Origin of the sequence: Jatrophihabitans lederbergiae (assembly GCF_031845305.1) — a bacterium.
Taxonomy (GTDB): Bacteria; Actinomycetota; Actinomycetes; order Mycobacteriales; family Jatrophihabitantaceae; genus Jatrophihabitans_A; species Jatrophihabitans_A lederbergiae.
In genome coordinates, this window is the sequence record NZ_JAVREH010000027.1 from 14,618 (window position 1) to 31,576 (window position 16,959).

18 protein-coding genes are annotated in these 16,959 nt (G+C 69.4%); 5 read left to right on the forward strand and 13 right to left on the reverse strand.

Annotated features, from left to right (window positions below; translation table 11 throughout):
- Positions 1–422: 422 nt before the first annotated feature.
- Together RM423_RS16705 and RM423_RS16710 are read right to left on the reverse strand one after the other, a co-directional pair.
- Positions 423–1,829 carry a sensor histidine kinase gene (locus RM423_RS16705; protein ID WP_311424179.1) on the reverse strand — a complete coding sequence of 469 codons (1,407 nt, stop codon included), beginning with the start codon at positions 1,827–1,829 and terminating at the stop codon, positions 423–425.
- A complete protein-coding gene (locus tag RM423_RS16710) occupies positions 1,822–2,499 on the reverse strand; it encodes a response regulator transcription factor (RefSeq protein ID WP_311424180.1) in 678 nt (225 codons plus the stop codon). The genes RM423_RS16705 and RM423_RS16710 overlap by 8 nt, the downstream gene beginning before the upstream one ends.
- Before the next feature lie 119 nt (positions 2,500–2,618).
- Between RM423_RS16710 and RM423_RS16715 the strand changes: the two genes are divergently transcribed.
- Genes RM423_RS16715 through RM423_RS16730 form a run of 4 tightly spaced genes read left to right on the forward strand, consistent with a single transcriptional unit; the run spans position 2,619 to position 6,380 of the window.
- Complete coding sequence (locus tag RM423_RS16715; protein ID WP_311424181.1) at positions 2,619–3,755, forward strand: LolA family protein; 1,137 nt, start codon at positions 2,619–2,621, stop codon at positions 3,753–3,755.
- Positions 3,752–4,687 (forward strand): ABC transporter ATP-binding protein, encoded by a 936-nt coding sequence (locus RM423_RS16720; protein WP_311424182.1) that lies wholly within the window; start codon positions 3,752–3,754, stop codon positions 4,685–4,687. Before RM423_RS16715 ends, RM423_RS16720 begins: the two co-directional genes overlap by 4 nt.
- Positions 4,674–5,585: an ABC transporter permease gene (locus tag RM423_RS16725; protein ID WP_311424183.1), complete on the forward strand. Its 912-nt coding sequence runs from the start codon at positions 4,674–4,676 to the stop codon at positions 5,583–5,585. The genes RM423_RS16720 and RM423_RS16725 overlap by 14 nt, the downstream gene beginning before the upstream one ends.
- A 60-nt stretch (positions 5,586–5,645) precedes the next feature.
- Positions 5,646–6,380, forward strand: coding sequence for an ABC transporter permease (locus RM423_RS16730; RefSeq protein ID WP_311424184.1), 735 nt, complete (start codon positions 5,646–5,648; stop codon positions 6,378–6,380).
- On the opposite strand, the gene RM423_RS16735 is transcribed toward RM423_RS16730, so the two are convergent.
- From RM423_RS16735 to RM423_RS16765, 7 genes are all read right to left on the reverse strand, one after another.
- On the reverse strand, positions 6,377–6,595 hold the full coding sequence (locus RM423_RS16735) for a DUF2630 family protein (RefSeq protein WP_311424185.1): 219 nt from the start codon (positions 6,593–6,595) through the stop codon (positions 6,377–6,379). The genes RM423_RS16730 and RM423_RS16735 overlap by 4 nt on opposite strands.
- Positions 6,579–8,021 (reverse strand): MFS transporter, encoded by a 1,443-nt coding sequence (locus RM423_RS16740; protein ID WP_311424186.1) that lies wholly within the window; start codon positions 8,019–8,021, stop codon positions 6,579–6,581. Before RM423_RS16740 ends, RM423_RS16735 begins: the two co-directional genes overlap by 17 nt.
- Before the next feature lie 79 nt (positions 8,022–8,100).
- Positions 8,101–8,307: a hypothetical protein gene (locus tag RM423_RS16745; protein ID WP_311424187.1), complete on the reverse strand. Its 207-nt coding sequence runs from the start codon at positions 8,305–8,307 to the stop codon at positions 8,101–8,103.
- 65 nt (positions 8,308–8,372) lie between these two features.
- Complete coding sequence (locus RM423_RS16750) at positions 8,373–8,636, reverse strand: hypothetical protein (RefSeq protein WP_311424188.1); 264 nt, start codon at positions 8,634–8,636, stop codon at positions 8,373–8,375.
- 135 nt (positions 8,637–8,771) lie between these two features.
- On the reverse strand, positions 8,772–9,176 hold the full coding sequence (locus RM423_RS16755; protein ID WP_311424189.1) for a hypothetical protein: 405 nt from the start codon (positions 9,174–9,176) through the stop codon (positions 8,772–8,774).
- Positions 9,176–9,697 carry an aldo/keto reductase gene (locus RM423_RS16760; protein ID WP_311424190.1) on the reverse strand — a complete coding sequence of 174 codons (522 nt, stop codon included), beginning with the start codon at positions 9,695–9,697 and terminating at the stop codon, positions 9,176–9,178. The genes RM423_RS16755 and RM423_RS16760 overlap by 1 nt, the downstream gene beginning before the upstream one ends.
- A gap of 79 nt (positions 9,698–9,776) precedes the next feature.
- Positions 9,777–10,508 carry a GntR family transcriptional regulator gene (locus RM423_RS16765; protein WP_311424191.1) on the reverse strand — a complete coding sequence of 244 codons (732 nt, stop codon included), beginning with the start codon at positions 10,506–10,508 and terminating at the stop codon, positions 9,777–9,779.
- A gap of 114 nt (positions 10,509–10,622) precedes the next feature.
- Between RM423_RS16765 and RM423_RS16770 the strand changes: the two genes are divergently transcribed.
- Positions 10,623–12,146, forward strand: a complete 1,524-nt coding sequence (locus tag RM423_RS16770; protein ID WP_311424192.1) for a glycoside hydrolase family 3 protein — start codon at positions 10,623–10,625, stop codon at positions 12,144–12,146.
- On the opposite strand, the gene RM423_RS16775 is transcribed toward RM423_RS16770, so the two are convergent.
- From RM423_RS16775 to RM423_RS16790, 4 genes are all read right to left on the reverse strand, one after another.
- Positions 12,070–12,540, reverse strand: coding sequence for a YsnF/AvaK domain-containing protein (locus RM423_RS16775; protein ID WP_311424193.1), 471 nt, complete (start codon positions 12,538–12,540; stop codon positions 12,070–12,072). The genes RM423_RS16770 and RM423_RS16775 overlap by 77 nt on opposite strands.
- Positions 12,541–12,576: 36 nt before the next feature.
- Complete coding sequence (locus tag RM423_RS16780) at positions 12,577–13,326, reverse strand: hypothetical protein (RefSeq protein WP_311424194.1); 750 nt, start codon at positions 13,324–13,326, stop codon at positions 12,577–12,579.
- Positions 13,326–14,081 (reverse strand): PRC and DUF2382 domain-containing protein, encoded by a 756-nt coding sequence (locus tag RM423_RS16785; protein ID WP_311424195.1) that lies wholly within the window; start codon positions 14,079–14,081, stop codon positions 13,326–13,328. The genes RM423_RS16780 and RM423_RS16785 overlap by 1 nt, the downstream gene beginning before the upstream one ends.
- Before the next feature lie 289 nt (positions 14,082–14,370).
- Positions 14,371–16,878 carry a penicillin-binding protein gene (locus tag RM423_RS16790; protein WP_311424196.1) on the reverse strand — a complete coding sequence of 836 codons (2,508 nt, stop codon included), beginning with the start codon at positions 16,876–16,878 and terminating at the stop codon, positions 14,371–14,373.
- Positions 16,879–16,959: the final 81 nt, after the last annotated feature.

A 16,959-nucleotide genomic window follows, 5' to 3' on the forward strand; every position in this document is an offset into this window, starting at 1 on the left:
GTCGACGCGGGGCCAGTACGGAGCGATCAGCAGGTCCCAGGCGGTGCGCAGTTCGGCGAGGATCCGAGTTCGACCGGCCGCCGGGTCGGGCGATCAGCGGTGTCAGCACGGCGGGGTGTCGGGCGGGAGTCGAGCTGCGCTGCAAGTCGGAGGTCACCAGGACCGCAGGTGCTCAGCGCATCGCTGCGGAACTTCCCGCTGACGTGGTGGACGAGGTGTCGCGTCGTCTTCGCGTGCTCGGACACCCCCACACGCATCGCACTGGTCCTCAAGGTGCTGTTGATGGTGGCGCGGGCCGTGCACGCGGATGCGGCGCGCATGACGGCCGCGCTACGCGGTCGCGTCCTGACGACGCCAAGAGTCGTCCAGGCGAGGAGAGCCGCCGTGAGAAGCCACGGGGGTGGCCACGTCTGAGAGGAGCCTCAGGCCTGCGTCGTCTGCAGTCGAACCTCTACCATCAGGCCCGGCTCGTTGTCCCGAAGCACCACCCTGCCGCCGTGCGCCGTCACGATCTCGCGGACGATCGGCAGCCCCAGCCCGGTGCCGCCCTGGTCACGGGAGCGCGCGGTGTCGAGCCGGTAGAACCGGTCGAACACCCGCTCCCGCTTGTTCGCCGGCACTCCCGGTCCGTCGTCACAGACCCGGAGCAGCACCCCGTCCCGGTGGACGCGCACCGACACCGTCACCTCGCTGCGCGCGTACCGGACGGCGTTGTCGAGCAGGTTGACCAGCACCCGGTGCAGGCCGTCGCGGTCCCCGGCAACCGTCATCGGCTCCGGGACGTCGGTACGTACCTCCACCCGGGCGTCACGGTAGCCGGCCGCGACGGCACGGATCAGCTCGTCCAGCCGCACCGGGACGCGTGTTCGTACCAGCCCGCGCTCGTCCGAGCGCGCCAGGGTCAGCAGGTCATCGATCAGGTTCGACAGCCGGTTGACGTCGATCAGGGCATCCTCGGTGAGTTCCCGGACGCCGCCCGCGTTCCCGAGTCGGTGCGCCACCTCGAGTTGCAGCCGCAGCGAGGCGATCGGTGACCGCAGCTCGTGCGCGGCGTCGCCGATGAACTGCCGCTGCTTGGTGGTCGCGGTGTCCAGGCGGTCGAGCATGTTGTTCAGGGTGGTGGCCAGCTCGTGGATCTCGTCCTCGGCGTCCGGAACGGGCAGCCGCGATCGGGCCAATCCGCTCGCGCTGAGGGCTGCCGCGCCCCGCTGCAGGGCCGCTACCGGCCGCAGCGTCAGACCGACGAACCACCAGGTCAGCGCCGCCATCGCCGCCACGATGAGCGGGCCGCCGAACATCAGGCCGCGCTGCAACAACCGGGCGGAGTCGAGCACCCGGCCGAGGTCGGTCGCCACCAGCACGGTCCGCTGCCCCGTCCGCAGATCGGCCTGCACCCCGACTATCCGCAGCGGCTCGTCGCTGGAGGCACGCTCACCCGACACGGTGATCGGCCGTCCCTGTCGTACCCGGGCCAGCTCGTCGGCGGTCACCAGTGACACCGCGCTGTCAGCGCCGGGGGAGGCCGCGACCACCCGGTTGTTCGCGTCCACGACCTGGACGAGCGAGACTCCGCCGCTACCCGCGAGCACCTGCGCCGGCAACCGTCCGGACTGCACCAGCGCCCCCACCTCGGCACCGGAGCGCTCAGCCGAGGAGTCCAGGGTGTTCAGCAGCGACTTGCCCACCGTGAACACCAGGATCAAGCCCGCCAGCATCAACGCGACGGTGAACAGCGCGGTGGCCAGCAAAGTGATCCGGGCGCGCAGCGAACGGCGGCGCCACCACCGCAGCGGCAGCGGGCGACGGTTCGGACCGGCCGCTTCAGCCACCGTCGGTGGCCAGCCGGTACCCCGCCCCGCGCACCGTCTGCACCGCGTGGCGGCCGAAGGGAATGTCGATCTTGCGGCGCAGGTAGCCGACGTACACCTCGATGACATTGGCGTCGCCCTCGTAGTGGGCATCCCACACGTGGTGCAAAATGTCGGCCTTGCTCACGGCGTCACCGGCCCGGCGCATCAGGTACTCCAGCAACGAGAACTCCCGCGGCGTCAACTCGATCTCGGCGTCACCGCGCCGGACCGCGCGGGCGGCCGGGTCCAGCGTCAGGTCACCACACGCCAGGATCGCCGGACGGGGCCGTACACCGCGGCGCAGCACGGCCCGCAGCCGGGCGAGCAGCACCACGAACGAGAACGGCTTGATCAGGTAGTCGTCCGCGCCCAGGTCCAGGGCGTCGGCCTCGTCGTACTCGCCATCCTTGGCCGACAGGACGAGCACCGGCACCCAGTTCTGCTCGGCGCGCAAGGCTTCGATGATCCGGTAGCCGGACAGGCCCGGCAGCATGATGTCGCACACGATGGCGTCGTAGGTGTTCTCGCGCGCCAGATGCAGGCCGTCCGGCCCGTTCAGGGCTACCTCGACGGTGAACCCCTCCGCGACCAGACCTCGCTGCAGCGCGGTGGCCATTCGCGACTCGTCCTCGATGATCAGCAGGCGCATAACAATTCCGGTTCGCAGGCGGACATGACGGTAAGCATGCCGTGATCCTGAACGTTTGGCTCAGCGCCGGCTCAGGCCCCCTCAGGGTCCGCACAGCGCCCCAGCGGAATCCTATGGGTATGGAGCAGAATCCCGCAGCAGATCCCACCCACGCCACCTCCTCGACCGTACCCGCGCAACCTGCTCGCTCCGGGAGCCGTCGCGCGCTTCGCTGGCTGGTTCCGGTCGGCGCGGTCGGAGTCGTCGCGCTGCTGGCCAGCGGTGCGCTGTCCGCCGACGCGAAGGGCAACCTGCCGGCCCGGTCCGCGGCGCAACTGCTCGCCGAGGTGGGCAACTCCAAGGTCGCGGGCTTCTCCGGAACTGTGGTCGAGAAGGCCTCGCTCGGCTTGCCGGAGCTGCCCGATCTCAGCGGCGACTCGGCCAACACCGGACCGCTCGGCCTGCTGACCGGCTCGCACACCGCCCGGGTCTGGTACGCCGGCGAGACCAAGCAGCGGGTAGCGCTGCTGGATTCCCTCGGTGAGCAGGACATGTTCCGCGACGGCCGCCAGCTGTGGCAGTGGAACTCCGACACCCGCACCGCGACCCACACCACGCTGCCGGACGCCGCGGCCGCAAGCGCCACACCGGCACCGGCGCTCACCCCGGACGAGGCCGCCCACCGCGCCCTCGCCCTGATCGGGCCGTCGACGTCGGTCACCACGGACCCGGCCGGCACCGTGGCCGGCCGGGCGGCCTACGTCCTGGTGCTCACGCCCAAGGACGCTTCCTCCCGCGTCGGCTCCGTCCGGATCTCGGTGGACGGTAAGACCAAGGTTCCGCTGGCCGTCCAGGTCTATGCCCGCGGCTCGCAGAAGGCCGCTATCGACATCTCGTTCACCCGGTTCACCGAGGCGGTCCCGAGCAACGACAACTTCAACTGGACGCCGCCGGCCGGTGTGACGATCACCGAGCCCACCCCGCCCCGGCACCCGTCCGGATATCAGGCCCCCATCACCCGGGTGCCGGCCATGACCCGGACCGGCGAGGGGTGGACCACCGTGGCACAGGTGAAGAACGTCCCGTCACTGTCGGCGCTGGGCAAGCAGAGCAAAGAGGCAGGCGTGCTGCTCGGGTCGCTGCCACAGGTGCACGGCACGTGGGGCAGCGGCCGGTTGTTCCAGTCCACGCTGGTGACCGCGCTGTTCACCACCGACGGACGGGTGTTCGTCGGCGCGGTGGACCCGGAACTGCTGTACCAAGCCGCCGCTCGGTGACCGATACCGCGATCCAGACGGCCGGGCTGACCAAGGCGTTCCGGGGCGGCCAGGTCGCGGTGAACGGCATCGACCTCGCCGTTCCGGCTGGGGCCGTCTACGGATTCCTCGGCCCGAACGGCTCCGGCAAGACGACCACGATCCGGATGCTGCTGGGGCTGATCTTTCCCACCGGCGGCACCATGTCGGTGCTGGGCGCGCGGATTCCGGAGCAGGCCGGACGGGTGTTGCCCGACGTCGGCGCGCTGGTCGAGGGGCCGGCGTTCCACCTCTACCTGTCCGGCCGGGCGAACCTCGCCCGACTGGACGCCGCTGACCTGACCAACACCCGCAGGGGCTCAGCCGCCCGGATCGACAGTGCGCTGGAGCGGGTCGGGCTCTCGGCCGCGGCGGGCAAGCGCTATCGCAACTACTCCCTCGGCATGCGGCAGCGCCTCGGCATCGCGGCGGCGCTGCTGCGGCCCCGGCAGCTGCTCATCCTGGACGAGCCGACGAATGGCCTGGACCCGCAGGGCACCCGCGAGGTCAGGCACCTGATCGCCGACCTCGCCGCTGACGGGATCACCGTCTTCGTGTCCTCGCACCTGCTCAGCGAGGTGGAGCAGATCTGCACCGACGTCGGTTTCATGCGCACCGGCTCGCTGGTGTGGCAGGGATCGATGGCTCAGCTGAGCGCTCAGCAACGGGCGCGGGTGACCGTACAGACCCAGGATTCGTTGGCCGCGAAGGGCGTGCTGGCCGATTTGGGACTGGCCGAGATCACCGAGCAGGACGGTTCGGCCTCGGCGGTGCTGGCAGACCGGCCGCCGGAGCAGGTCGTCGCCGCGCTCGTGGCCGCCGGGGTCGGCGTGCGCGGGTTCACCGTTGCCAAGCCCAATCTCGAGGACGTGTTCGTCCAGCTCACCGGGGAGGGCTTCGATGTCAGCGGCTGAGCCCCGGACGGCGTCGGCGCTTCAGCCGGGACGGCGCTCGGAATTCGGTTCCGAGCGGCCGTCAACAGTCGGGGCACGGCGGTCCGCGTCGGGTGGCCGGCTGCTGCTCAGCGAGATCGGCATGCTGCTGCGCAGGCGCCGCAACCAGTTCATCCTGCTGGCCCTGATCGCCATCCCGATCATCATCGCGGTGGCGGTCAAGCTGACCACCAATTCGTCCTCCTCCAGCTCCGGATTGATCGGCGGCATCACCAACAACGGCATCTTCGTCTCGTTCACCGCCCTGGTGGTGGTGATCCCGATCTTCCTGCCGATGGCCGTCGCTGTGGTCGTGGGCGAGTCGGTGGCGGGTGAGGCCGGTTCCGGAACGCTGCGGTACCTGCTGACCGTGCCGGTGAGCCGAACCCGGTTGCTGGCGGTGAAGTTCGCGGCCCTCGCGGTGTGGTGCCTGATCATTGCCGGAATCGTGGCACTCGCCGGGCTGCTGATCGGGTTCGCGCTGTTCCCGGCGGGCCACGTGACGCTGCTGTCCGGCACCCAGACCAGTCTCGTCGGCGGGCTCGGCAGGCTCACCGTGGTGGTCGGTTACGCGGCGCTGATGATGCTCGCGATCGCCGCTATCGGGCTGTTCATCTCGACGCTCACCGAGGTGCCCATCGCCGCCATGGCAGCGACCCTGGCGGTGGCGATCATCATGCAGGTGCTGGTCGCCGTCCCGCAGCTGCACTCCATCCGTCCGCTGCTGCTCAGCAACTCACTGCTCGACTTCGCCGACGTGCTGCGCGACCCGCTGACGTTCGGCGGACTGCGGCACGGCGTCCTGCTCGCGCTCGGGTACATCGTGATCTTCTGGCCGCTGGCCTGGGCCCGGTTCACCACGAAGGACATCTCGAGCTGACGTCCCTTACCGCTCAGCTGAAACGCCGTTGGGTACGGTCGTGCGCGTGAGCGAACCACGATGAGCGAGTACGTCCGATTGGCCGTCGGCCTGGCAGTGCTGCTGGTCATCGCCGTCACGGTTTCCTATGTCGCCGGGCTGAACCGGCACCGGGACGTGCTCATCGCCTCAGCCCGGGCCGTCGTCCAACTGGCGATCGTCGCGGCGGCGTTGCGGGGAGTCTTCGCCGCACCTCTCGCCTCGATCGCGGTGGTGGCGGTGATGTTCTCGGTGGCGACCTGGACGGCGTCGCGGCGGTTGCGGGGCGCCGAGGGTGCACTGACCGCGGTCGTGCTGTCGTGCGGGGCAGGCGCGGCGGTGGTGATCGCCATCATCGTGGGGCTGCCCACCCTGGACCGCAACGTCCGCAACTTCGTGGCGGTTTCGGGCATCGTGCTGGGCGGCACCATGACCGCCGCGACGCTGGCCGGGCGGCACCTGAACGAGGGCCTGCGGCGGCGCCGGGACGAGGTGGAGGCGTGGCTGTCGCTGGGCGCGACGTCACGCCAGGCCGTCCGCGATGTGGCCAAGTCGGCGGCGTCGGAGTCACTCGTTCCGGCACTGGACCAGACCCGGACGGTCGGCCTGGTCACCCTTCCCGGTGCGTTCATCGGAGCGCTGCTCGGGGGTGCCAGCGCGACCGGCGCGGCCCGGTTCCAGATCGTCGTCCTGGTGGGGCTGCTGGCCGCCGAGACCATCACCGTGGCGCTGCTGACCTACCTGCTGGGCGCTCCGCGAACCCTGCCGGAGCTCTAGCCTTCGGGCCTCTGGTCCTGGGTGCCGAACTCCTCCGAGGCACGGCGCTGGCGCAGCAGGTCCCAGCACCGGTCGAGCTGGTGCTCCAGGGCCTCGAGCCGGGCACGCTCGGCGGAGTTCAACCCGACGCCCGTGTGGGTGGAGCGCAGGTGGTGCTCCTCGGCGACCAGGTCATGGATCTGGGTCAGAATCGGCTGCTCAGTGTCGTGCGACATCGCTGACGTCCTCCAAGGCTTGCCGGCTGTTCGGCACCGTCAACGTTACGACCACCGAACCCAGAATGAGAATGCCCACGCAGACCGCCGCGGCGATCCGGTAGCCGTGGGTCATGTCCGCTGGAATCCGATACCGGTCGCCGGTGAGCCCAGCCAGCGGCGGCAGCACCGCGATCGCGAGCAGGCCGGCCAGTCGGGACACCGCATTGTTGACACCCGAAGCGACCCCGACATCGTCCGGCGGGGCGGCGTTCATCACCGTGCTGGTCAGCGGAGCCACCAGGCAGGCCACGCCGAGTCCGAAGACCGCCATGCCGGGCAGCACGTCGAGCAGGTAGCCGTGGTGGCGTTCGTCGATGCGCGTGGTGAGCGTGACGCCGGCCGCCGCGATGAGCGGGCCGACCGCCATCGGCAGCCGCGGACCCAGCCGGGCGGCGAGCGCACCGGCCCGGGGCGAGACGAGCAGCAGGAGCACCGTGATCGGCAGGGTGGCCAACCCGGCGGCCAGCGCCCCGTAGTGGGCCGACACCTGCAGGTTCAGCACGAACAGGAAGAGAACCGCCGACATCGCCGCGTACGTCGTGAGCGTCATCAGGTTCGCGCCGGCGAACGTCCGGTCGGCGAACAGCCGAAGCGGCAGCAGGGGGTGGCGCAGCCGGGACTCCACCAGGACGAACAGCGCCAGCAGCACCACCCCGGCAGCGGTGACCCCGAGGCTGAGCGCTGCCCAGCCGCGGTCCCCCGCCACCGTCGTCCCGTACGTCAGGGCGCCCAGGCTGAGCGCGATCAGGCAGGTTCCGGCGAAGTCCGGCCGGCGCCCGGCCGCGGCGTTGCGTGACTCCGGCAGGTGCCGCAGCCCGAGCAGTATGGCCGCGACCGCGAACGGGACGTTGATGCCGAACGCCAGCCGCCAGCTCACGTGCTGCACCAGGTAGCCGCCGAGCAGCGGTCCGGCCGCGGTGGCGACTCCGGCCATACCCGACCAGATGCCGACCGCGCGACCCCGATCGGCGGGACGGAACGTCGACTGGATCAGGGCCAGCGATCCGGGCGTGAGCAGTGCCCCGCCGACGCCCTGCAGCACCCGGGCGGTGATGAGCAGGCCGGCACTCGGCGCGAAGGCGCAGCCCAGCGAGGCGATCGCGAACCAGGCGATGCCGATGAGGTAGACGCGGCGCCGGCCGAAGTGGTCCCCGAGCGAACCGCCGAGCAGCAGCAGGCTGGCCAGCGCCAGGGTGTAGCCGTTGAGCACCCACTGCAGGGTCGCGAAGCTGGACGAGAAATCGACACCGATCTGGCGGGCCGCGACGTTGGCGATGGTGCCGTCGAGAAACACCATGCCGCTGGCCAGCACGGTGGTCGCGAGGATGCCGCGTCCCTGGGTGCTGTCGACGGGAATCTCGCCGGGTGAATCGATGGCGTGCACCGGTTCAGCTTGCACCCTGCCGGATTAACGTTGCCTGGGACTCTTCCTGCCGCCGTTCGGAGCGATCAGGACGGTGCAATCAGCCTCTCGCTGGCGCGGGTCCTGCGTAGATGACGTAGGGCTCATCGTTGTTCGGGTCGGGATGCCAGAGGATTAGCCAGTCGGCGCCCGAGCCGTGGACCGGCACCGCCCACCGGGTGGGACTGAAGGTGCGATGACGTCGCGAGCGAGCATCCTTTCCACCGGCGTCGAGCAGGTCCAGGATTTCGTCTACTCGGTCAGCCAAGGTCGCTCTGCTTGGATCGTCGAACAAGGCCTGGATCGAACTCCAGGCCTCGTCGGCGTATTGGGTCATTCAGTTGGCCGCGTCGGTCGATCCCGCCGGCCTCCGGTGTATCCGGCAGCTTCGGCACGATTGACCGCGGCCATGATCTCGGAATTGGCGAGGATGCTCGCCTCCAACTTGCTCATGACCACTGCCGGCACCAGCGTGATTGTTCCATCCGGTTCGGCGTGGGCCAGATAACGACCAGGTTTGGCCATCGGCAGACTGACGCGTTTGCGGGCGTCCAGCTCAATGAGGGTGTCGTTGGGTTGATCATCAAGGACAGTCATATCGGTTCCTTCAGGGGTAAGTGTTTCGCTGAAGACCACAATACCATTCGCCCACCTACCCACTTCGGGATGACAGGCAGGCCACTCCCAGGAGCCGTGCCGTCGCACGTCTTCGCGCAGAACTGAAGCGAGTCCTCAGCTTTCGCCGGTGATGAGGTGCAGCAGCGCGCGTGCATAGGCCTCTTCGGCGTCCGGATGCCCGACCGTGGCCGGAACGCCGTTGACCACGAGATCCACCTGCCACAGCCCGTCGGCCTGGCGGAGGCCGCGGAAGGTGGCCGCCAGCGCCTCGCGCAGCTGAGTCTCGCGCGGCAGCCACACCGTCTCGTGGTCGTCGACCGAGTCCAGCGCCCACTCCGTCGTGCCGTTGAAGCCGATCACCTTGCGGTCGCCCTGCTGGTGCACCTCGACCGTCATGTCGCTGAGCACGAACACCTCGTCGTCCATGCCCTTGTCGGCCACCACGAACCGATCACCCGAGCCGGGCGACCAGCGCAGTCCCGCTGCCCGCAGCCTGCGGGCGGTATCCAGTGAGATCATCAGCTGGCCGATGTCGACCGCTCGCTGTCCAGCGACGCCAGTTGCGCCTCGGCGTACCGGGCGCCCGCGGCCGAACCAGCGGGGACGGCCGCCTCGATGGCGTCGAGGTCGTCCTGGCTGAGCGGAAGATCGAGCGCGCCGAGGGCCTCGGTCAGCCGGTCGCGGCGCCGGGCGCCGACCAGCCGTTGCAGCGAGTACGCCGCTGCGGTCTTCACCGCGGCGGGTCGCGCGTCGTAGCCCAGCCAGCTACCGTCCGGCCCGCGCTGGGCTCCGAACTTGACGCTGATCACGGTGGCGTCGCGGTCGCGGCCGGTCAGCGCCCTGCTCAGCAGCAGCTCGTTGTGCCCCATGCCGTAGAAGTCGCCGGTGTCCAGGAGCGTCATGCCCGCGTCCAGGGCGGCGTGCACGGTGGCAATGCTCTCGGCCTCGTCGGCCGGTCCGTACATGCCTGACATGCCCATCAAGCCCAGGCCGAGTGCTGATACCTGGGGGCCGTCCGTGCCGAGCGTTCGGATGTCCATCTCTTCAGTCAATACCGATGGCCTGAGACCTGCCACTGCGGACGACCTGCAGGTCGAAGAACTGCCAGGGCGGCCGCAGTCAGGACATCGCGAGGCGAGCCAGGAAGATATAGCGATCACCGCGGTACCAGCTGCGGACCCATTCCACCGGCACGCCCTCGGCATCGAAGCTGTGCCGCGCCAGCACCAGCATCGGGGCGCCCACATCGGTGTGCAGCAGCTCGGCTTCCCGCGGGGACGCCGGTGCCGTCTCGATGGTCTCCTCGGCTTCGGCGGGAGCCACCCCGTAGCTCTCGGCCAACACCCGGTACAGCGAGGACACCCCGCGCAGCGCCATGGTGAGGCCCGGAAAGCGCTGCGCGGACAGGTGTGAGGTTTCCAAGGCCATCGGGTGCCCGTCCGCCAGTCGCAGCCGCTCCAACCGGTACACCGGCGAGCCGGGGGTGACGGCCAGCCGCTTGGCGATGTCGAGGTTGGCGCGGACCCGCTCGGCCGACAGCAGTTGCGCCGAGGCGAGGAACCCGTTCGCCGCCGCCTGCTCGGTGAAGCTGGTCAGCTGCAGTGGCCAGGTGATCTTCGGCTCGGCGACGAAGGTGCCCGACCCCTGTCGGCGGACCAGCTTGCCCTCACCCACCAATTCGCCCAGAGCCTGTCGGACGGTGGTGCGCGACGTCTTGAGCTCCAGCGTCAACAGCCGCTCGGTCGGTACCGGGCTGCCCGGAGGCTGGGACTCGATCATGTCGAGGAGGTGACGTTTGACGGTATAGTACTTCGGCTCCCGCGGTACGCCCGCGGTTGCTGTGATCGTCACGAACTCTCCTCGAACTCACCGTCAGCGCGGGGCGATTTGTCTGGACATTGACGAGTCAACCCAAACACTGAAGGATAAATTTGTCTAGTCCAATGATCACCCGGGAGTCTTGCCTTGATCGACGATTCGGAAATCCGCCGGCTTGCCCTCGGGTGCTTTCTGCCCGGCTTTGTGGGAGAGACGCCTCCCGGGTGGCTGCTGCAGGGGCTGGCCGACGGCCTGGGCGGGGTGGTGCTGTTCGGCTCCAACCTCGGCGACGGATCAGACGTCGACCAGCTGACCAACAAGCTGCGCGCCTCGGCCGGGCGTGACCTGGTCCTGGCCCTGGACGAGGAAGGCGGTGATGTCACCCGACTCGACACCGTGCGGGGCAGCGCCGTGCCGGGCTCGGCGGCACTGGGGTGGCTCGACGATGCGGCGGCCACCGAAGAGGTCTACGCCTCGATCGGCGGCCGGCTGGCCGAGGCCGGCGTGACGCTCAACCTCGCCCCGGTGGCCGACGTCAACGTCGATCCTCGTAACCCCGTGATCGGTGTCCGCTCGTTCAGCGCCGACCCGCCCGTCGCCGCCAGGCAGGTCGCGGCCGCCATCCGCGGCCTGCAGCGCACCGGAGTCGCCGCCTGCGCCAAGCACTTTCCCGGGCACGGGGCGACGAGTGCTGATTCCCACCACGAGGTCGCGACCGTCGACCGGCCACTGGACCAGCTGCGGGAGGTCGAACTCGCCCCGTTCCGGGCGGCCATCGGCGCCGGTACGCGGGCCGTCATGACCGGTCACCTGCTCGTGCCGGCGCTGGACGACAAGATCGCCACCGTGAGCCACCCCATCACCACCGGGCTGCTCCGCGACACCCTCGGCTTCGAGGGCGCGGTGGTCACCGATGCCCTCGAGATGAAGGCCGTGTCCGGCACGATGGGCATGGTCGAGGGCTTCGTCCGGGCTCTGATCGCCGGCGCGGACGCGATCGAGACGGGTGCGCTGGACTACCCCGAGCTACTGGACGAGATCCCACAGGCAGTGCTGGCCGCGGTTCACAGCGGCTGGCTGAGCGTTGAGCGGTTAAGCGACGCGGCGGCCCGGACGAGCCGGCTGGCGCGGCCGGGCGATCCGCAGGCCGGCTACGACACGGCGGTGGTGTCGGGCATCGCCGCCCGCTGCGTCGAGGTCCGCGGTTCGCTGCCCCCGCTGCAGCGGCCGCTGGTGCTGGAGTGCCGCAGCCCCAACGGCATGGCAACCGGCGACCTGCCCTGGTCACTCGCCGACCGGATAGCCGGCCGGACGCCCGGAACCGACGTTCAGCTCGTGCAGGGGCCGGTGGACGCCGAGCAGTTCCGGTCCCGGGCCGAGGGCCGCCCACTGGTGGCGGTGATCCGCGATCCGGGGCGCAACCCGTGGCAGTCCGACGTAGTGGACGCCGCGGTGGGGCACGCGGCGGCCGGTCGACCAGCGGTGCTGGTGGACCTGGGCTGGCCGGCGGAGCTGTCCGGCGCCGCGGCCGAGCTGCCGGTGGTGCGCACCCGCGGCATCGCGCCGGGCCTGCTCGATGCCGCCGCGGAACTGCTTACCGGCGTCCGGTCGGCGGGGCGGCTGACGCAGCCGTGTCGACGTCCACCTCCTCGCGGTGCACCTGGCTGTTGACCCGTCCCGTGCGTGAGCCGATCGTCGTGGTCACCGTGACCTGCTCGTAGGGGCGCAGCCGAAGGGACAGCTCCGGCACCTCTTCTTGCAGCACGATGACCAGTGGCGCCGCGTCGGGCCTCGGTTCGTCGGTGACGCGGCCGTCCTTGGCGGTGCCGACCAGCGCGCCGTTGCGATCAGTGACGTCGACGTCCTCTATGACGAGTTCCTCGCGACGTGTCGTGACTTCGACCTGGCGGGTTTCGGTGATGATGCGGCGTCTGAACCGGACGCGTCCCGACTCGGCCCACTCGGTACCGAGCTTCACGATCTCACGCGAGAGCGTGATGGCGGGGACGGGATCCGGACTCGCACCGGAGGCGCCGGCGGTGGGGTACTGCTCAGAATCAGGCATGGTGCTCCTTCGTGAGGTGACAGCTCCCGCAGAGCTCTATTCGGTGAACGAGACGGCGTTCTTGGCCACCTCCACATGGGCTTGCTGGCCGGTGAGCCGCGCTCCTCCGGTAGCCGCGGTGAGCCCGGCTGTCGTGGCGAAATCGGCGGGGTTGTGGACGACGGTCCCGGTGAACGAAACGTGGTCGCCCTTGCGGACGGGGTGCGGTGAGACCAGCCCGGGCAGCAGCAGCCGCACCCACACCTCGTCGGCGGTCGAGGTACCGACCCAGAATCCATTGTTGGCCGGTGCGGACAGCACATGCACGCCTTCAGCGGTGCTCTGCTGGCCGACGTGGCTCGACAGGTCGTCGTTCGACGCGCCGTTGGCCGGCAGCAGCGCGTCTCCGCCGGCGGTCAGCGTGCCAGCGCTCGCTCCGCCCGCGGCTCCGCTGGATGAGGACGTCGCGGTGCCGCTCGTCGAGGCGGAAGCCGAACTGACCGCTGACCCTGACCCTGACGCTGACCCGGACGTGGCGTCCGCTGACGCCGACGTCGTCCCCGTCGCCGTTGATGACGGGTCGCTGCTCGCCGACGAGGTGTCGGACGCCGATCCGGTGGCGGTGACGGGTAGCCCCGAACCGCTGCTGGCATCGTTGTGGTGGCGGTTACGCAGGATCAGGCCGAGGGCGATAAGGGCGAGAATGGCCAGTGCCGCCACCAGCAGCCACAGCGGGCGCTTCTTGCGCCGGTCCCTCTCGGGGGCGATCGGGTGTGCTCCGCCGGGGGACATCGGATTGTTGGTCATCAGGAGTGGGTCCCTTCGACCATCTCGAGTCCGTCGATCTGCTCTTTGCGTACAGGCGTCGTGATGTCGATCTGCTCGGTCACTGTCTCGGTCTGGAGGCGCACCCGCTCGACCGGTACCGTCTCCTTGCTGACGACCGGACGTTCGGAGTGCAGGATCACCTCGTACTCCTGCTCGGTGAGGTTTCCGCGGTGCAGCGCCGCGTCCCGATTGGCCTCGGTGATCGGCTCACGCTCGATCCGGACCTCCTCGTGACGCAGCCCGACCGTCTGCGTGACGGTCTCGGTGACGACGTACTTGCGCAACCGCGCACGGGCCGCCGCCACCCGTTCCGTGCCGATGTGCAGCCGCTCCTCCGAGCGGATGATGGCCTCGCCCGCGGTCCAGCCGGCGTCGTCGCCGGCACCGGCGAACCCGGTCCCGCGAGCCCGGCCGGTTCCGAGGAATGCCGCGTAGTACTCGAACAGCGCGTCGTTGTCGTTCTCGGCCAGATGCCCCTCGGCGTCGAGGTCGGGTGCGCCTTTGACGACGTCCTTGGACACCGCCAGCACCAGCTCGTCACCATCCATGCGGCAACCGGCGAGCGGCGCGAAGTTTTCTCGCGAGCCGCCGAACATGCCGGTGCGGACGGTGATCCATTGTGGCTCGCCCGTCTCGTCATCGACGTAGATCTGCCCCACCTTGCCTACTTTGTTGCCGTCCGCATCGACGGCGTTCCGGCCTATGAGGTCTCGCAGTGGAATCGGCTCAGCCATGGTGTCGCTTCCTGTGACGTCGTGTGATGGATCTGCTCGGCCCGTTTGTTCGGACGCGAAACTGCCCCTCCAGGGCATCCGGGTGGTGCCACGGCAGCCAGTCGTGTCGGCTGGTCGCGTTGTGCTCGGACCGGGTGGAGAACCCACTGTCAGGGCATGCCTCGGACCCACCGTCAGAGGGTTAGACCCCGCTCGGGCACGAAGATCGCAGACGAAACTCTTGCGGTCGCCGCGACGAGGGGCGCCCGGTGCGACTGGTGGCCGGGAAGCGCGGGCCTGGAGGGGTTGGTCAGCGCCCGGTCGGCGAGGAGCTGGGCAAGGACGACATCCAGCCGCCATTGGAGTTGCCGCCGCCGTTGAAGCCGCCGGTTCCGCCGCCGTTCGAGGTACCGCCGCCGTTGAAGCCGCCACTGCCGTAACCGTCGGAGGGGTTGACGTAGCGGGGCTGGTAGCCGTTCGGGGCGATGCCGTTGCTCAGACACAGGGTGATCCTGGTGCCGGGAGCGGCCACCTGCGGCGCGTAGTAACCGACGTTACCGGGGGCCTCCGGGCTGCCGCAGACCACCGTGGACACCGCCGCGGTAAAGCCCTGCTGGGACAGCGTCGCGGTTGCCGCGGCTTCGGTCTGGCCGATGACATCCGGCACGGTCATGGCATTGGGGATGTCCGTGAGGCTGGGCCAGGTCCAGCTCTGTGCCTGCAGGGTGGGCCCGTAGGCGTCCAGCCAGTACGTGGAGGCGTAGGCGCCGAAGACGTCGCTGCCGTTGTTCGAGACGTTGTCCGGCAGGCCGGTGATGGTCGCCTTGGGGGACGTCGGGTTCACCAGCGCGGCGGCCGACGCCAGGTTCGGGGTCACGCCGACGTACCAGAGCGCCGAGTTGCCCTTACCACCGTCCGGCAGCTTGTCGTCGTCGTTGTCGGTACCCGTCTTGGAGGGGATCGGGCTGCCGCCCCGGGCGTACCAGTCCTGGAAGTAGCGGTAGGCCGTGCCCTTGTAGCTGGTGGTGTCGGTGGTCATCATGTTCAGCATCGTGCGGGCGATCTGCGGGCTGAACTGCCGGCTGCACGAGGGCTTCTTGTAGCTGACGGCCTTGCCGGTGGGTCCGGTGACGGACACGATCGGGTCGGCCGGGCAGAAGACGCCGTCATTGGCCATCGCTCCGTAGGCCGCGCTGAGTTCGAGAGCAGAGGTGCTGGAGAACCCGAGGGTGAAACCGGTCTGGTGCTGCGAGATCGTCGCCTCGGCCACGCTCTCGGTAGCGGAGTTCGGCGCGGGATCGTTGAGGTGGGTCATGCCCAGCCCGAGCGCCGTCTGCACGATCGGGGACAGGTCGCAGCCGAAGAACTGGTCCTCCATCCCGACGAAGTAGGTGTTGACCGACTCCGGTAGCGCGTCGGACAGCGGCAGGGTGGCGTTGTAGCTGCCGGCGTTGCTCACGTTGTACGGCGGGGTGTTGCTGTTGGGGTCGACCGGGCAGTTGTGCACCGTGTAGTTGTTTCCGGTGGTCAGCGTGAAGTCGGGCTGCGCCCCGAGCTTCAGAGCCGCCAGGGCGGTGAAGTACTTGTACGTCGAACCGGAGCCGGCGTAGGCCGAGGTGAAGAGCGGCACGGTCGTCTGGCCGGCGCCGACGCCGTAGTGCCGGCTGGTGATCATGGTCTGTACCCGGCCGGTCTTGGGATCGACCGACGGCATGACCAGCGCGGTGGGGGAGTTCGGGTCCAGCCCCGAGCCCCATACCGCCTGCTGGCCGCTGTTCTGCAGGTGTGCGTCCAGCGACGTGACGATCTTGAAGCCACCGGTCTGCACGGTCTGCGGCGAGAGGCCGCCCTGGCTCCGCAGCCAGTCGACGACGTAGTCGCAGAAGAATCCGGCATTGGCGATGGATTCGGTCGAGTTCGCGCAGCCCTCGCGCACCGGGGGCGCCTTGGTGCCCGACAGCCGAAGCGGCTGGGTCTTGTACTTCGCGGCCTGCGCGGCGGTCAGCGAGCCGGTGCCGACCATGTTGTCGAGCACCTGGTCACGCCGCTGGCGCGCGCCCTGCGGGTTCTCGAACGGGTCCAGCTGGGACGGGCTCTGCACCAGGCCGACCAGCATCGCGCCCTGCGGAACGGTCAGCTTGGACGCGGGCACCCCGAAGTAGGTCTGCGCGGCGGTCTGGATGCCATAGGAGTTCTCGCCGAAGAACGCGATGTTGAGGTAGTCGTCGAGGATCTGCTTCTTGCTGTAGCGCTTCTCCAGGTCGATGGCGCACTTGGCGTCCTGGATCTTGCGGTGCAGGTCCTGGTCGATGGCCGCCTGGCGCTGAGCGGGCGTCGCCGCCTGGTAATAACGCACCTGTTTGACGTACTGCATGGTCAGCGTGGAACCGCCCTGGGTTGCGCCGCCACCCCCACCGTTGTGCAGCGCCGCGCGGGCGATGCCGTGCACGTCCACCCCGTGGTGGGAGTAGAAGCGGCGGTCCTCCGTCGAGATGAGCGCGTCCTGCACCGACTGCGGGATCGCCGTCAGCGGCACGTCCTGTCGGTTCTGGGCGAACAGCCGGGCGATCACCGTCTTGCCGTCCGAGGCCAGCACCGTGGTGGTCTGCTGCGCGGGCGTGATCACCAGATCGCACGGGGTGCCGAGAAACTGGTCCGACACCTTGGTGGCAGCCAACCCGACGCCACCGATCACGGGCAGCAGCACGGCAGCCGCGAGCGCACCGCAGGCGACAGCGGCACCCAGCAGCTTCACGACACGGGAATGCAGGACAGGGTTCACGTGGGACTTCGAGGAAGGCGAGGAGGGCGTAGTCATCCCCTGCATTGTGCGGGGGTAAAGCTGTGGATCACGTAAGTTTCTGAGAAATCGCCGTTATGAGGTCCGGTACGTCGCGAT

Excerpts from the sequence above, each read along its gene's own strand:
- RM423_RS16710 (WP_311424180.1), bottom strand. The coding sequence starts at position 2,499 with ATGCGCCTGCTGATCATCGAGGACGAGTCGCGAATGGCCACCGCGCTG.
- RM423_RS16715 (WP_311424181.1), top strand. The coding sequence starts at position 2,619 with ATGGAGCAGAATCCCGCAGCAGATCCCACCCACGCCACCTCCTCGACC.
- RM423_RS16725 (WP_311424183.1), top strand. The coding sequence starts at position 4,674 with ATGTCAGCGGCTGAGCCCCGGACGGCGTCGGCGCTTCAGCCGGGACGG.
- RM423_RS16730 (WP_311424184.1), top strand. The coding sequence starts at position 5,646 with ATGAGCGAGTACGTCCGATTGGCCGTCGGCCTGGCAGTGCTGCTGGTC.
- RM423_RS16735 (WP_311424185.1), bottom strand. The coding sequence starts at position 6,595 with ATGTCGCACGACACTGAGCAGCCGATTCTGACCCAGATCCATGACCTG.
- RM423_RS16750 (WP_311424188.1), bottom strand. The coding sequence starts at position 8,636 with ATGACTGTCCTTGATGATCAACCCAACGACACCCTCATTGAGCTGGAC.
- RM423_RS16755 (WP_311424189.1), bottom strand. The coding sequence starts at position 9,176 with ATGATCTCACTGGATACCGCCCGCAGGCTGCGGGCAGCGGGACTGCGC.
- RM423_RS16760 (WP_311424190.1), bottom strand. The coding sequence starts at position 9,697 with ATGGACATCCGAACGCTCGGCACGGACGGCCCCCAGGTATCAGCACTC.
- RM423_RS16775 (WP_311424193.1), bottom strand. The coding sequence starts at position 12,540 with ATGCCTGATTCTGAGCAGTACCCCACCGCCGGCGCCTCCGGTGCGAGT.
- RM423_RS16780 (WP_311424194.1), bottom strand. The coding sequence starts at position 13,326 with ATGACCAACAATCCGATGTCCCCCGGCGGAGCACACCCGATCGCCCCC.
- RM423_RS16785 (WP_311424195.1), bottom strand. The coding sequence starts at position 14,081 with ATGGCTGAGCCGATTCCACTGCGAGACCTCATAGGCCGGAACGCCGTC.
- RM423_RS16790 (WP_311424196.1), bottom strand. The coding sequence starts at position 16,878 with ATGACTACGCCCTCCTCGCCTTCCTCGAAGTCCCACGTGAACCCTGTC.